Genomic DNA, 15,281 nt, shown 5'->3' on the forward strand with positions numbered 1-15,281 from the left:
GGTCCGGTCGGCGTGGGTCCGGTCGGCGTCGGTCCGGTCGGCGTCGGTCCGGTCGGCGTCGGTCCGGTCGACACCATCGTCGTCACCCTGGTGGTCGGAGTCCGGCAGCAGGTCCTCGGCCTGGCTGCGTTCGTCCCGAGCCTCCGCGCTGCGCTCCTCGGCGGCGCGGTACTTCTCCTGCGCGCCCCGCTCAGCCTCGATGGCGCGTTCCTCGGCCTCGGCCTTCTCGCCGCGCGCCCGGGCGAGCTGCTCCTCGGCCTCGCGCTCAGCCTGTGCGGTCCGTGCCTCAGCGTCCGCCTTCTCGCGCTGGGCTCGTGCGACCTGCTCGTCCGCAGCAGCCTTCTCCTTATCGGCGACGGCCGCGAGACGTTCCGATTCCTGGAGGTGCTGCTGCGCTTCCTCCAGGTCACGCGCCTCCTGCTCGCGCTTCTGTTCCTCACGCTTCTGCTTCATCTTCGGCAGCATCAGCGCGAGCGCGATGAGCGCGACGACGACGATCACGGCGATGATGATGATGGTCGTGGTGTCCACTGGCATCTCCTTGGGGTCGGAACCCGTTCGATCCCACCATGGCGCCCTCCTCGCTCCACCGTGGCGGTTCTCCCCCGCCCTTCGGGCAGAACGCGCCCCAACGGCCGTTCGTCCTGCCGGTGCACGGGGTCCTCCGGCCGTGCGGACAGGGGCGCACCCGGCCGAACGGTGGTGCACCCGGCCACGGAAGGCGGAACCTGGGGCCGTCCGGGGGTGGTCGGCGCGGCTCTGAGGCCGTTGCGCGACCCATGCTGGTGGCCGACCTCGACACAGGAGCCAGGCATGGGACTCACCGACCGACACGACGACCACGACGACGGCCGCGGCCGCACCGGCACGCGATCCGACGACCCGACCATCGTGCACGATGCCCGTGACGACCACGACCGTGGGCACACGGATCGCGACCGTGACGGACACACCCACACGGCCGACCGCGGACACCTCTCGGACCACGGCGAGCCGGTCGCTGCCCCGGTGCGCCGCTCCGGCGCAGCCGTCGCCGCGCTCATCCTCGGTGTGCTCGCGCTGCTGATCTCGGTGGTGCCCATCCTCGGGCTGGTCGGGTCGGTGCTCGGCGTCATCGCTATCATCGTCGGGATCATCGGCGTCAGCCGGTCCCGCAAGGCCGCCATCAAGGGCGCCGGCATGGCCGTGACCGGGATCGTCTGCGGTGTCCTCTCCCTCGTCCTCGGAGCGGCCGGCATCGCGCTGTTCGGTGAGGCCGTCTCCGACCTCGAGGCGCCGGTCACCGACGCCGTCGAGGACGTCCAGACCGAGGTCGAGGAACTGACCGACTAGATCGCGCGCAGGGCACGCACCACGAGGAAGGGACCGCCACCGGCGGTCCCTTCCTCACGTCGACGACCTCACGCGCCCCTCAGTCTCAGCTCAGAAGAGGCTGCGGATCCGGTCCATGATCCGGTCGATGAAACCCTCGACCTCGTCGCTGTCGATGTCCGGAAGCTCGATGCCGCCATCCTCCGACCCGTCGCCCGAGCCGTCACCGTCCGAGCCACCCTGGTCGATGGACGCCTCACGTTCATCGAGCTGCCGCTCACGGTCGGCGAGGTCGGACTCTCGCTGGTTCAGCGACCCGTCCCGTTCGTCGAGCTGCGCCTCGCGCTGGTCGAGCGCCTGTCGCTGCGCATCGAGATCGGCATCCCCCGCGCCGACCGCCGCCTCGGCGTCGGAGGCTCGCGCTTCGAGCGCCTCGTTCTCGGCCTCGAGCGCGTCGCGTTCGACCTCGAGCTCGGCCACCTGTTCCTGCGCTGCCGCGACCTGGTCGTCGACCGGCTCGTCGCCGCCGGCGGCGAACGCCACGATGATCGCGAGCAGGATGCCGGCGACGACCCCGCCGAGCCCGATGGCCCAGTCGCGGCCACGGTTCCGCTCCGGTTCGCGGTCGTCGACGATCAGCTCCTCGTCGACCGGGTGGCCTTCCCCCGGCGGCCGGTTCGGGACGACGGTGTAGCCGTCGTCGTCACCGGCGCCGGTCGTGGGGATCGCCCGCGTCGGGTCCGCACTGCCGGGCGGGTCGACCCGTCGGGTCGCGCCCGGGTCGACCGGGTCGACCCGGCGGGTGGGATCAGGTGGGACCGGTCCGTCGCTCACGCTGCTGCCTCTCGTGGTCGAACTCGACCGTACCGTGGTCGGTCAGGTCACCACGGCGTGGTCGGCTGCAGCGTGGCTTCGACGAGCGCTTCGGTCCGCAGGTGGGTGACCTGCTGGTACTCGGGGTCGGCGACCATCCGCGAGAACGACGCCCGGTCGGGGTAGCGGACGCACAGCACCGCGTCCCAGCTCTGGCCGTCCTCGGCGACCATGGCGGTGTGACCCGACCCGGCGTAGAGCACCTCACCGCCGTAGCGGGGCAGGAACGTCTCCTCGAGGTGCGCCGCGTACTGCGCGTACCGCTCTCGCCCGCCGTCGGGCCGGAAGCGCAGCAGGTTCAGCATCACCACGGGCCCACCGGGGTCCTCGGCGAGGAAGCGTTTCAGGTCGGCACCGGTCGGATCGATCGCCACGGACGCTCCAGTCGCTCGGTTGATCGGTCGGGCGGGACATCGCTACCGAGTCGAGCACACCTCGCCCTACCGTCTCCACACGGCCGCCGACCGAGAGGGAGCCCGTGCAGATCGTGCTGCTGATCCTCGGGGTCGGCGTGCTGGGGTTGACCGTCGCCGACGTGCTGATGACCACGATCGCACCCGGCGCTGGGGGTGGACCGGTCACCGGCCCGGCCACGCGAGGCCTGTGGAACGTCAACCGCCGCCTCGCCCGCTCGCGAGCGGCATCCTCCTGCGGGCGTCCGGCCCCCTGGCGATGGCGCTCATCGTGGTCACCTGGTTGGCCGGACGGTGGCTCGGATGGTCGCTGATCTTCAGCGCCTCGTCCGGGGCCGTGGTCACCTCGTCCGGTGGGCTGCCCGCCGACCTGTGGAGCAGGATCTACTTCACCGGTTTCACCGTCTTCACGCTCGGGATCGGCGACCTGGTCCCGGTCGGTTCGCCGTGGCAGGTCGCCACCGGTGCTCGATCTCGACCCGCTCCGGGAGGCGGGGATCCCGGCCGTCGACGACGCGACCTTCGATCGTGCCGTCCGCGAGGACGAGGAGCACCGCCGCCACCTCGTGGCGTTGGCCGAGCAGACCCCCTCCGAGTGGCAGCGCGCGATCCGCACCCGCAGCGGCGCCTGACCGCTGACCTGCCGCGGCTGTGCCCCTGCGTCCACGGCGCGCGGCGCCTACCGTGCCCGCCTCGCCACCGGAGGAGCTCGCGTGCCCACCGTCCTGACCGTCGCCGGCTTCACCCCCGAGCTCGCCGGCGCCTACCTCGCCGACAACGCGACCGTGGCCGGCAACGTCCAGCTCGCCAGCGGCGTGTCGATCTGGTTCGGCACGGTCCTGCGGGCCGAACACGCCCCCATCACCGTCGGAGCGGACAGCAACCTGCAGGACAACTCGGTGGTCCACACCGACCCGACCTTCGCGTGCTCGATCGGTGAGCGCGTCACGGTCGGCCACCGCGTCGTCCTCCACGGCTGCACCGTCGAGGACGACGTGCTCATCGGCATGGGAGCGGTGGTGATGAACGGCGCCGTCATCGGCGAGGGCGCGGTCGTCGGTGCCGGCGCGGTGGTGACCGAGGGCACGGTCGTGCCGCCCCGCACCATCGCCGTCGGCGTGCCCGCCAAGATCCTCGAGAAGGACGTCCCGCCGGTGCCGCGTCCGAACGTCGCCGGCTACATCCACCTCGCCGACGTCTACCGCGAGGCCACCCCCGCGGTCCCGTGATCGGCTGAGCCCCGGCGGGAGACCGCTGCACGTCGGCACGTCGGCACGTCGGACGTCCGGACGGGACGAGCGTCGCGCGGCCACCTAGCGTCACCGGTGACGCACGCCCGACGACAGGAGCGACGACGTGGGCCTCAACATCCAGGACCTGAAGATCACCAGCGCGCAGTTCAGCACCGGCGAACGGTTGCAGGACGCCAACGCCAACGACGGCGACAACGTGGCGCCCGAGCTCACCATCGAAGGTGTCCCCGCCGACGCGGTCGAGCTCGCGCTCATCTGCCACGACCCCGACGCCCCGCTGCCGTTCGGGTTCACGCACTGGACGCTCTACAACATCCCGACCGACACCACCACCATCGGGCTCGACGCCGACGAGAAGTTCAACCCCGGTCCCAACGGGTTCGGCTCGCAGGGCTACGGCGGCCCGCAGCCGCCGGCCGGGCACGGCCCGCACCACTACTACTTCTGGGTCTACGCCCTGTCGCGCGCGGTCGACGGCAAACCCGACCGCGAGACGTTCCTGCGCGAGTACGGCGACGCCATCATCGAACAGAACCGGATCATCGGGGTCTACGAGCGCTGATCGTCCCCACCACGTCCGGCCGCCGGGAAGCTCCCGGCGGCCGCGTGCGTTCCTCCTCCACTCCTCCACTCCTCCACTCCTCCCCGCCTCTCCCGCTCCCCCGCGAAGGTCGCTGCCGTGCAGGTCGAGATCTGGTCCGACGTCGTCTGCCCCTGGTGTGCGGTCGGCCGCGCACGCTTCCAGCAGGCGTTGGCCGACTTCGCGCACGCCGACGAGGTGGAGATCCGCTGGCGCAGCTTCGAGCTCGACCCGTCCGCACCGCGCCTCCGCGAGGTCTCCCAACGCGACCACCTCGCCACCAAGTACCGGCGCACGCCGGACGAGGCCCAGGCGATGCTCGACCAGATGACGGCCACGGCCGCCGAGGTGGGGCTCGAGTTCCGCTTCGACCGCGCCCGGGCCGGCAACACCCTGGACGCCCACCGCCTGCTCCACCTCGCGTTCGAACGTGGCGGCTCCGCGCTGCAGGACGCGGTCAAGGACCGGTTCCTGACCGGCTACCTCCGCGACGGCGAACCGATCGGCGAGGTGGCGGCGCTCACCCGGTTGGCGGTGGAGGCGGGGCTCGACGAGGCCGACGTGACCGAGGTCCTCGCTGGGGAGCGGTTCACCGACGAGGTGCGGGAGGACGAGACCCAGGCTCGCGTCCTCGGGATCTCCGGCGTGCCGTTCTTCGTCCTCGACGCTCGCTACGGCGTCTCGGGCGCGCAGCCGGCCGAGGTGCTGCTCGGCGCGCTCCAGCAGGCGTGGCAGGAGCGGTCACCGCTCACGATCGTCGGCGGGTCGACCGGCCACGCCGCCGCGACCGACGGCGACGGCCACGATCACCCCGCCGGTGACGCCTGTTCCTGTGACAGCTGCGCCGTCTGAGACCCCCGATCCGGGCGTCCCGCTCGGCCGGCCGCCGCGCGTCGGCACCCCGCGTGTGCGCGCCGTGACGCACGATCCTGTGGGCAGGCTGTGCACAGCCTGCGGACGAGTTGTGAATCTCCTGTGAGTTGACCTGAACCTCTGGACAGGGGCCGGGGACGACCCGTAGCGTGTGCCTTACCGGTCGGGATGCGACTGCGAGACACGCTCGATCGGCCGCCACGGGAGCCGGTGCAGGACCCCGTGACGAGGTGGAGGACCGTGCCTGGTCCGCCGCAACGGATCACCGACCTCCGGGTCGGGGAGACGAGGTGGCGGGTCGCCAGGGACGAGCCACCGGACCGGGAACGTGCGACGCCCCTCGGGGCGGCGCCGGGAACGGGCCGGGGGTCCGGACCCGGACCACCGGGGAGGCGAGGCCCGCGAGGGTCGGCGCACCCGGAGGGACGACAAGGACCGAAGCCGAACAGCTCGACAGCCGCCACTGCGCCTGGCGGACGGAGAGCGGCACCACCGTCGCAGCGGGACGGTGCCACCCGAAGGATCACACGGTCACGCGGCACCCTCCGGGGTGCACGCCCCTCGGGGCGACACCCTCCGGGGTGCACCGGGACCGATCCGGAGGAACAGGAGCCCCGGGACCCGCGAGGGTCGCCGGGGCTCCGCCCTTTCCCCGGCGTGTCACGGGTGGCTGGCAGACTGCGGACCGCTCGGCAGACGCGACCGTCGGCCGATGCTCGTCCCGGGGGTCCTCGTGCTGCACGTCCACCACGCCGACCGCGCCGACGCGCTCGTCGGCGCGCTGGCCGACGTGCTGTCGGAGCCGCCAGCCGACCCGTTCGCGCCCGAGGTCGTCGCGGTCCACTCGCGCGGCATCGAACGCTGGATCGCCCAACGCCTGTCCCACCACCTCGGCACCTCGGCCGGTCGCGGCGACGGCGTCGCGGCCAACATCCGTTTCCCCTTCCCCGGCGGTCTCGTCGCGGACGTCATCGCCCGCACCTCCGGCGGCGCGGTGGCCGACGACCCGTGGCGACCCGACCGCCTCGTGTGGCCGCTGCTCGACGTCGTCGAGGACGCCGTGGCCTCCGACCGCCACGACCTGCTCGGCCCCCTGTCGGCACACGTCCGTGACGGTGACGGCCCCTCGGACCGCCGGCTCGGTGCCGTCCGACGGGTCGCCGAACTGTTCGACCGGTACGCGGTCCACCGGCCGGCCATGCTCCAGGCCTGGGCGACCTCGTCCGACGTCGGTGGCGACGGTCAGGCCCTCCCCGACCGGTCGCGGTGGCAGCCCCGGCTGTGGCGAGCCGTCCACGAACGGATCGGGACGCGCTCGGGACCGGAGCGGCTCGCCCACGCGACCGATGCGCTCACCCGCGGTGTCACCATCGACGACGACCCGCTCGTGCTCGACCTCCCCCAGCGCCTGTCGATCTTCGGGGTCACCGCGCTGTCGGCCACGGTGGCCGAGGTGCTCAGCGCGCTCGCGACCGGCCCGACCGTCGACGCGCCGGCGGGTCGGGACGTCCACCTGTTCCTCCTCCACCCCTCCCCCGTACTCTGGCGTCGGACCGCCGAGCGGCTGTCGTCGGGCGTCGCGACCAGCTCCGTGGCCGCCACCACGCGGACCGCGCTCCCGACCCGCGAGACCGACCCGACCACCGACCTGCCACGTGATCCGCTGTTGACCGCCTGGGCACGCGACACCCGCGAGCTCCAGCTGGTGGTCGACACCGTGGCGGCCACCCACCACGACCTCACCCCCCACGTGGACGAGTCGGACACCGGCGACGGGCCGGCCACGGTCCTCGGCCGGATCCAGGACGCCGTCCGTCGCGACGCCCCGCGGCACGAGGGCGTCGAGCTCCCGCTCCTGCCCGCCGACGACCGTTCGATCGAGCTGCACCGTTGCCACGGCGCGACCCGGCAGGTCGAGGTGCTCCGCGACGTCCTGCTCCACCGGCTCGCGGCGGACCCGCAACTCGAGCCTCGGGACATCGTCGTGCTGTGCCCCGACATCGAGACCTACGCCCCCCTGATCGAGGCGGTCTTCGGCGGCCACACGGTCACGCCGGTCGACGGGGAGCCGGACGTGCAGCTCCGCGTCCAGCTCGCCGACCGCGCGCTGCGACGGACCAACCCGCTGCTTCGCGTGATCGCCGAGCTGCTCGAGCTCGCCGACGGCCGCGTGACCGCCTCCGCCGTCCTCGACCTGTGCACGCGCGCACCCGTACGGGCCCGCTTCCAGCTCGACGAGGACGACCTCGGGCGGCTCGATGGCTGGTTCACCTCGACCGGGGTGCGCTGGGGTCTCGACGCCGACCACCGGCACGAGCGCGGGGTCCCGACGGACGTCAACACCTGGCGCACCGGCCTCGACCGGCTCCTGGTCGGGGTCGCCGTCGCCGACGAGCGGTTGCGGACCAGCCTCGGGGTCGCACCCGAGGACGACGTCGAGGGTGACGGGGTCGAGCTCGCCGGTCGGATCGCCGAGCTGCTCACGCGGCTCGACGCCATCGTCCGCACGATGCGGACCCCGCGCAGCGTCGGGGCGTGGCTCGACGTCCTGACCGAAGCGGTGGGCGACCTGTGCGAGGTGCCCGACGACGACGCGTGGCAGGAGGTCCAGCTCGGACGGACCTTCGCCGAGGTCCGCGACGCGGTCCGGGGCACCGCCGCTGACAGCGCGCAGCTGCCGCTGTCGCTGGCGGAGGTGCGTGGCCTGCTCGGCGATCGACTCGAGGGTGCCCCGTCCCGTGCCGCCCACCGCACCGGTGACCTGACGGTCTGCACGCTCGTGCCCATGCGTTCGGTCCCGCACCAGGTCGTGGTGCTGCTCGGCATGGACGACGAGGTGTTCCCGCGACGGACCGTCCCTGACGGCGACGACCTGCTCGCGGCGGCACCGCTGGTCGGCGACCGCGACCCGCGCACCGAGGACCGCCAGCTCCTGCTCGACGCCGTGCTCGCCGCCGGGCGCGACCTGATCGTGCTCACCACCGGACACGACGAGCGGACCGGCGAGACCCGGCCACCGTCGGTCCCCATCGGTGAGCTCCTCGACGTCATCGACCGCACGGTCACGACCGACCTCGTCGACACCCGGGGCCGGCCCGTCCCCGCGTCCGTGGCCATCACGATCGATCACCCGCTCCAGGCCTTCGATCCGAAGCGGTTCGCACCGGGACAGCTCGGCCACCCCGGCCGCGCCGCCACCGACGTGCCGTTCGGGTTCGACACCGACGACCTCGAAGCCGCACGCGCCATCGCCGGTCACCGCGCGCCCCCGGCCGCGTTCCTGCCCGACCGGCTCGCGCCACCGGAGTCCACGGGGCCGCTGGGGCTGCGCGAGCTCATCGGGTTCCTGCACCACCCGATCGAGGCGTTGCTCAGCCAGCGGCTCGACGTCAGCTACCCGCGCGGCAGCGACACCCGCACCGACGCCATCCCCGTCACGCTCGGCGGGCTCGACGGCTACGGGGTCGGCGACCGGCTGCTCGGCGAGGTGCTCGCCGGCCGCGACCCGGACCGCTGGGTCGAGGTCGAGCGTGCCCGCGGGACGCTGCCTCCGGGCGATCTCGGTGACGAGCACGTCGCGGCCGCACGCCGCACCGTCGACGAGGTGATGCGGCTCGCCAGCGAACGGGGCGTCCCGCTCGGCGAGGCGCCCGAAGCCGTCGCCATCGACCTGAGCCTGCCGTCGGGGGTGCGGCTCGTGGGCGCCGTCGCCGTGGTCGGCGACACCCGCCGTGCGGTCGCCTACTCCCGCCTCGGCCGCAAGGCCCGGCTGTCGGCCTGGGTCGAGCTGCTCGCGCTCACCGCGATGCACCCGGAGCGCTCGTGGCGGTCGGTCACCCTCGGCCGGGCCCAGACCAGCCAGACCAAGAACGCCGACGGGGACCTCGCGGCCGCCAGCGTGTCGGCACTGTCGGCGGGCGACCCCCGCGAGTTCGTCGGCAAGAAGGTGGCCCGGGTCGTCGCGAACCCGCTCGGCGGCAGCGACGTGACACCCGACGACCGCCGCGCCGCGGCCATCGAGCTGCTCGACCAGCTCGTGCAGCTGCGTGCCAGCGGCCTGTGCGGCCCGCTGCTGCTGCCCTGCGAGACCGCCGGGACCTACGCCGAGACCGCGTGGGGCAACCACATCGGCGCGCACGGCCAGGGCCCCGTCACCAAGGCCCGCAGCACCTGGACCAACACCTCGGGCTTCGGCCGGCCGGGCGAGGACCAGGATCACGCGCACCGCCTCGTGCTCGGTCCGGTGACCGCCGACGAGCTGCTGGCGCAGGAACCCACCCCCGACGAGACCGGGCCGGGGTGGGACGAGGGCGAACCATCGCGGCTCGGTCGGCTCGGACGACGCGTCTGGTGGCCGCTGCTCGCCGCCGAGGAGATCGAGCACCGGTGACCGACGTGACCCCGACACCCCGCCCGGTCGAGGAGCTCGACCTCGCCGCCGACCTGCCCTCGGGCACGGTCGTCCTCGAGGCGTCCGCCGGGACGGGCAAGACCTACGCCATCGCCGCGCTCGTGACCCGCGCCGTCGCGGAAGGCCGGTGCACGTTGCCCGAACTGCTGGTGGTCACCTTCACCCGCGCGGCCACGGCCGAGCTCCGTGACCGTGTCCGGCGCCGGCTGGTCGAGGCCGAACGCCACCTCCGTCACGTCCTCGCCGGCAGGCGGCCGGCACGACCCGACGAGGACGTCGTGCTCGCCCACCTGGCCGACGCGCCCGAGGCCGAGGTCCGCGCGCGGCACGCCAACCTCGCGACGGCGCTCACCGACTTCGACGCCGCCACCATCTCCACCATCCACGGCTTCACCCAGCAGGTGCTGCGCTCGGTGGGGCTGTCCGCGGACGTGCCCCGCGACCTCACCCTCCTCGAGGACGAGTCCGCGCTGATCGACGAGGTGGTCGACGACGTCTACGTGCGTCGCTACCTCGGTCGGGCCGACCTGGCCGTCCGCCCGACCCGGGCCGAGGTCGCGGGGATCGCCCGGGCCATCGCGGGCAACGGCGACGCCGAACTGCGACCCCGCGAGGACGACGACGATCCCGCCGGCGCGGAACGCGGCGGGCTGGCACGCGAGCTCCGCACCGAGCTCCAGGCCCGCAAACGGCGCGACGGCACGCTCGGCTACGACGACCTGCTGCTCGCGCTCCGCGACGCGCTGACCGACCCCGTCCGCGGTGACACGGCCGTCGCCGTGCTGCGTTCCCGTTACAAGTGGGCGCTGATCGACGAGTTCCAGGACACCGACCCGGTCCAGTGGGACATCCTCCAGCGCGCCTTCCGTGACCCGGAGGATCGTGACCGCGCGCTCGTGCTGATCGGCGACCCGAAGCAGGCGATCTACAGCTTCCGCGGCGCCGACGTCCGGGCCTACCTGGCCGCGACGCAGCTCGCCGACGTCAAGCTGGATCTCGCCACGAACTACCGCAGCGACGGGCCGCTGCTCGGAGCGCTCGACCGCATGCTGGCGGGGACGACCTTCGGCGAGCGCGACATCCGGTTCGTGTCGGTCCGACCCGCGCCCGATCACGACACCAGCGCGATCGACGATGGCGACGACCCGGCCGCCCTCCAGCTGCGGACCTACGACCCGCCGTACGGCAAGGCCAACACCCCCGCCCTCCGTCAGCGCTTCGGTGAGGACGTCGCCGCCGTGCTGCTCGACCAGCTCGGCCGGGTCCGCATCGGGCCCGACCGGCACCCGATGCAGCCCGAGGACGTCGCGGTCCTCGTGCGCACCAACGCCGAGGCGCGGCTGGTCCAGCAGTGCCTGCGCGACGCCCGGATCCCCTCGGTGGTCAACGGCGTCGGCAGCGTCCTCGACACCGACGCAGCCGACGACTGGCGCTGGCTGCTCGAAGCCATCGAGCGGTCCTCCGACCCGGCCCGCATCCGCCGCCTCGCCCTGTCGTGCTGGATCGGTTGGGACGCCGCGCGGCTCGGGTCCGCGTCCGACGACGACCTCGACGAGCTGCACGAGGCCGCCCACCGGTGGGCCCACGTCATCGCCACGCGCGGCATCGCGACCCTCGAACGCACCGTGCTCTCCGAGCAGGGCGTCGCCGCACGGCTGCTGCACACCATCGGCGGCGAACGCCACCTGACCGACCTGCGCCACATCGGCGGGCTGCTCCACACCGCCGAGCGCGAGGACGATCGCGGGGTCAGCTCGCTGCGCGCCTGGCTCGAGCACGCCCGCGCCGAGGTCGGAGACACCCCGACCCCGCCCGAGGAACAGGCGCGCCGGCTCGAGTCCGACGCGGCCGCCGTGCAGATCCTCACCGTCCACCGCAGCAAGGGGCTCGAGTACCCCGTCGTGCTGGTGCCGTTCCACTGGTCCGCGGGGAAGGGGGTCTCGGCACCGGCCGTCGTGCACGACCCCACCACCGGTCGGCGCGTCGTCGACGTCGGCCCCTCGGGCCGGCCCGACTTCGGCGAGGTCAAGGCGGTCGCCCAGCGCGAGAGCATCGGCGAACACCTGCGGCTGCTGTACGTGGCGCTGACCCGTGCCCGTCACCGCGCGATCGTCTGGTGGGTCCGGACCGATCACGGGACCAGCTCCGCGCTGTGCCGCGTGCTGTACGGCCGCGACGAGGCTGGTGAGGTGCAGCTCGATGCGAAGCCCGCCGTCCCGAAGGACGTCCCGGAGGCCGACGAGCTGCTGCGTGCCCGCTTCGCCGGCACCTCGACGTCCCTGACGCCCGTCCCCCCGCCGAACCACGACCCCGTGGGCAGCTGGGACGGGGACCACGATCCGCCCGCCGAGCTGTCGGCAGCCAGCTTCGACCGCGAGCTCGACCGCGCCTGGCGCCGCACGTCCTACAGCGCCATCGTCCGCCGCGCCGAACACCTCACCGACCCCGCCACGGCGCCGGCGCCACCGGTCGCCACCGAACCCGAGGTGACCGGCACCGAGGACGAGCCCGAGGAACCCACCACCACCGGACCCGGCACGGCGACCGCTGACGCGGAGCTCCCGCTCGGCGGTCTCCGCGGGAGCGCCGCGTTCGGGACCATGGTCCACGCGGTGCTCGAGCACGCCGACTTCGCCGCCGACGACCTCGCCGCCCACCTCACCGACGTCATCGAGGACGAGCGACCCCGCCACCGTGTCCCCGGACTGACCCGCGCCGACGTGCCCGTGCTGCGCGACGGGCTCGTCGCCGCCGTCCGGTCGCCGCTCGGTCCCCTGGCCGGCCGCGTCGGGGACCGCGGGCGCGCGCTGTCCGACGTCGCCCGCGACGACCGGCTCGACGAGCTCGACTTCGAGCTGCCGCTGGCCGGTGGCGACCTCGGTCGACGCGGAGGCGCCAGCGTCGCCCTGTCACGGCTCGCCGACCTGCTCGACCGGCCGGCCTCCGACGGCGGGTTGGCCGACGACGACCCGCTGCGCACCGCCGGGTACCCGGACCGGCTGCGGGCACCGGGGTTCACCTTGGACCTGCGCGGGTACCTCAACGGGTCGATCGACCTCGTGCTGCGGCTGCGCGACGGTGACGGTCCGCCCCGCTACCTGATCGCCGACCACAAGACCAACCGGCTCGGTGGGGCCACGACGAACCTGGCGGCCTACCGGCCGGACGCGCTCACCGACGCGATGATCGCGCACGACTACCCGCTGCAGGCCCTGCTCTACCAGGTGGCGCTCCACCGGTTCCTGCGCTGGCGGCAACCCGGGTACGACCCCGGCGTCCACCTCGGCGGGGTGCTCTACCTGTTCCTGCGCGGCATGGCCGGCCCCGACACGCCGACCGTCGACGGCGCGCCCCACGGCGTGTTCTCCTGGTCGCCACCAGCCACCGTGATCTCGGACCTGTCCGACCTCCTCGCCGGCGCCGACCAGCGGGCGGAGGTGCGCGGATGACCGACGTCCCCCTGCCCTTCCCGCCGGAGCCCAGCCGGACGGCACCAGTCTCGGATCCGCGCGGCCTGGCGGCACCGGTGCTCCGGCTCGACGGCACCGACGCGCGTCGGCTCGTGGACCCTCCGCCGAGCCTGGCGCCGTTCATCGACCTGGGTGTGCTCGGGGCGGCGGACGTGCACGTGGCCGCTGCCCTCACGCGTCTCGGCGGTGACGACCGCCCCGAGGTGCTGCTCGCCGCAGCGCTCGCGGTCCGCGCACCGCGCCGACGACACGTCTGCGTCGACCTGACCACCGTCCGGCTCGGTGTCGTGGCCGAGCTGACCGAGCTCGCGGACGCCGACGACGCCGATGCCGCGGTCGCCAGCGACCGGATCGCCGGACTGCCCTGGCCCGAGCCCGACGCGTGGCTCGCCGTGCTCGCCGACAGCCCGCTCGTCGAGGTGCGCGACCCCGAGGACCTGCGGGAACCCGACGACGCCGGCCGTGACGTCCGCCCGCTCACGCTCGCCGGTCCCCGGCTCTACCTCGACCGGTACTGGCGCTACGAGCGTCGTGTGGCAGCAGCCCTCGACGCGCGGGCCCGTGCCGAGAGCGAGATCAGCGACCCCGGTGCCGCCGCGGCGTCGATCGATGCCGCGTTCGACGGCGCTCCGCCCGACCGTCAACGGGTGGCGACCGCGCTGGCGCTCACCCGACGGCTCACGATCCTCGCCGGCGGTCCAGGGACGGGGAAGACCACGACGATCGCGCGGGTGATCTCCATCCTCGTCGCCGACGCGCGACGCGCCGGACGACCGGTCCCGCACATCGCCCTCGCTGCGCCCACGGGCAAGGCCGCGGCGAGGTTGACCGAGTCGCTGCGGCAGGCCAGCTCGGCCGCCACGGACGGTGACCCGGATGCCGACCTCCTGCGGGAGCTGACCGCCACCACGCTGCACCGGTTGCTCGGACCGCGTGGACGGACGTCCCGGTTCCGGCACGACCGCACCCACCCGTTGCCGCACGACGTCATCGTCGTCGACGAGACCTCGATGGTCCCGTTGGCGCTGCTCGCCAAGCTCCTCGACGCCGTGCGGCTCGACGCGCGGCTCATCCTCGTCGGCGACCCCCACCAGCTCGCGTCGGTCGAGGCCGGATCGGTGCTCGGTGACCTCGTCGGCGATCCGGACGCCTCCCCGGTCCGGTCCCAGCAGCTGCTCGGGATGCTGTCGACGATCGCTGGCGATGCGCACACCACCGACACCTCACCGGCGACCGACGCCGGTGTCCACGACGCACTGGTGGTCCTCGACCGCGTCCACCGGTTCCGCGCCGGCTCCGGGCTCGACCGCTTCGCCGCCGCCGTTCGGACCGGCGACGCGGACGGTGCGCTCCACAAGCTCGCGACGGCGACCGACCTCACGTGGATCACCGGGGAGCAGGGGGGGCCGACCGACGACGAGCTCACCCCGGTGCGTGATCGGTTGCGTGTCGCCGGTGGGGTCGTCCTCGCTGCTGCGCTCGCGGACGGCGCGGACGACGCGGCCGCAGCGCTCACCGGGCTCGAGACCGTCCGGATCCTCTGCGCGCACCGTCGCGGTTCGGTCGGCGTGCAGGGGTGGACCGAGCGCTGCGAGGCGTGGTTGCGCGAGGACGTCGCGCTCGACACCCGCTCGCGCTGGTACGTGGGGCGGCCCGTGCTCGTGACCACCAACGACCGACGGCTCCAGCTGTGGAACGGTGACCTCGGCGTCGTCGTCCGGCACGAGGACGGGGTCGCCATCGCCTTCCCCGCGCTCGACGGCGACGGGGTCCGCTACCTCGCTCCCGCCCGCGTCGGCGAGGTCGAGACCGTCCACGCGATGACCGTGCACAAGTCGCAGGGGTCCCAGGTCGGGCACGCCGTCGTCGTGCTGCCCGACCCCGCCTCGCGGATCTGCACCCGTGAACTGCTCTACACGGCCGTCACCCGCGCTCGGGAGGGGGCGACCATCGTCGCGTCCGAGGCGTCGCTCCGGGCGACCATCGCCGCACGCACCCAGCGCGCCAGCGGCCTCGGCGTCGCCCTCGGGCGCTCCTAGAGACGCCCTCGGGCGCTCCTAGGACCGCCGGTACCTTCCGGCCGAGCCGGTGGACGGA

Annotated in this window: 11 protein-coding genes; 8 read left to right on the forward strand and 3 right to left on the reverse strand. The window is 73.8% G+C overall.

The window, feature by feature from the left end; translation table 11 throughout:
* The coding region (locus tag WEB03_RS08960; RefSeq protein WP_368070609.1) for a hypothetical protein at nucleotides 1–531 on the reverse strand (531 nt) is incomplete at its 3' end.
* Nucleotides 532–813: 282 nt separating this feature from the next.
* Here WEB03_RS08960 and WEB03_RS08965 point away from each other — a divergent pair.
* Nucleotides 814–1,332, forward strand: coding sequence for a hypothetical protein (locus WEB03_RS08965; protein WP_368070610.1), 519 nt, complete (start codon nucleotides 814–816; stop codon nucleotides 1,330–1,332).
* A gap of 90 nt (nucleotides 1,333–1,422) precedes the next feature.
* Here WEB03_RS08965 and WEB03_RS08970 read toward each other — a convergent pair whose 3' ends face one another.
* Both WEB03_RS08970 and WEB03_RS08975 read right to left on the reverse strand, forming a co-directional pair.
* Nucleotides 1,423–2,145, reverse strand: a complete 723-nt coding sequence (locus WEB03_RS08970; RefSeq protein WP_368070611.1) for an Rnase Y domain-containing protein — start codon at nucleotides 2,143–2,145, stop codon at nucleotides 1,423–1,425.
* A gap of 47 nt (nucleotides 2,146–2,192) precedes the next feature.
* A complete protein-coding gene (locus tag WEB03_RS08975; RefSeq protein ID WP_368070612.1) occupies nucleotides 2,193–2,558 on the reverse strand; it encodes a DUF1330 domain-containing protein in 366 nt (121 codons plus the stop codon).
* Nucleotides 2,559–3,061: 503 nt separating this feature from the next.
* On the opposite strand from WEB03_RS08975, the gene WEB03_RS08980 reads away from it, so the two are divergent.
* From WEB03_RS08980 to recD, 7 genes are all read left to right on the forward strand, one after another.
* Nucleotides 3,062–3,229: a hypothetical protein gene (locus WEB03_RS08980; RefSeq protein ID WP_368070613.1), complete on the forward strand. Its 168-nt coding sequence runs from the start codon at nucleotides 3,062–3,064 to the stop codon at nucleotides 3,227–3,229.
* A gap of 81 nt (nucleotides 3,230–3,310) precedes the next feature.
* Entirely contained in the window at nucleotides 3,311–3,826 is a 516-nt protein-coding gene (locus WEB03_RS08985) for a gamma carbonic anhydrase family protein (protein ID WP_368070614.1), read from the forward strand.
* A gap of 127 nt (nucleotides 3,827–3,953) precedes the next feature.
* Entirely contained in the window at nucleotides 3,954–4,412 is a 459-nt protein-coding gene (locus WEB03_RS08990) for a YbhB/YbcL family Raf kinase inhibitor-like protein (RefSeq protein WP_368070615.1), read from the forward strand.
* A gap of 117 nt (nucleotides 4,413–4,529) precedes the next feature.
* A complete protein-coding gene (locus tag WEB03_RS08995) occupies nucleotides 4,530–5,282 on the forward strand; it encodes a DsbA family oxidoreductase (RefSeq protein WP_368070616.1) in 753 nt (250 codons plus the stop codon).
* A 733-nt stretch (nucleotides 5,283–6,015) separates the two neighbouring features.
* A complete protein-coding gene (gene recC, locus WEB03_RS09000; protein ID WP_368070617.1) occupies nucleotides 6,016–9,693 on the forward strand; it encodes an exodeoxyribonuclease V subunit gamma in 3,678 nt (1,225 codons plus the stop codon).
* Nucleotides 9,690–13,163 carry a UvrD-helicase domain-containing protein gene (locus tag WEB03_RS09005; RefSeq protein WP_368070618.1) on the forward strand — a complete coding sequence of 1,158 codons (3,474 nt, stop codon included), beginning with the start codon at nucleotides 9,690–9,692 and terminating at the stop codon, nucleotides 13,161–13,163. Before recC ends, WEB03_RS09005 begins: the two co-directional genes overlap by 4 nt.
* Nucleotides 13,160–15,223, forward strand: coding sequence for an exodeoxyribonuclease V subunit alpha (gene recD / locus WEB03_RS09010; RefSeq protein ID WP_368070619.1), 2,064 nt, complete (start codon nucleotides 13,160–13,162; stop codon nucleotides 15,221–15,223). The genes WEB03_RS09005 and recD overlap by 4 nt, the downstream gene beginning before the upstream one ends.
* Nucleotides 15,224–15,281: the final 58 nt, after the last annotated feature.

Origin of the sequence: Nitriliruptor sp. (assembly GCF_040882075.1) — a bacterium.
In the GTDB taxonomy this organism is placed as follows: domain Bacteria; phylum Actinomycetota; class Nitriliruptoria; order Nitriliruptorales; family Nitriliruptoraceae; genus Nitriliruptor.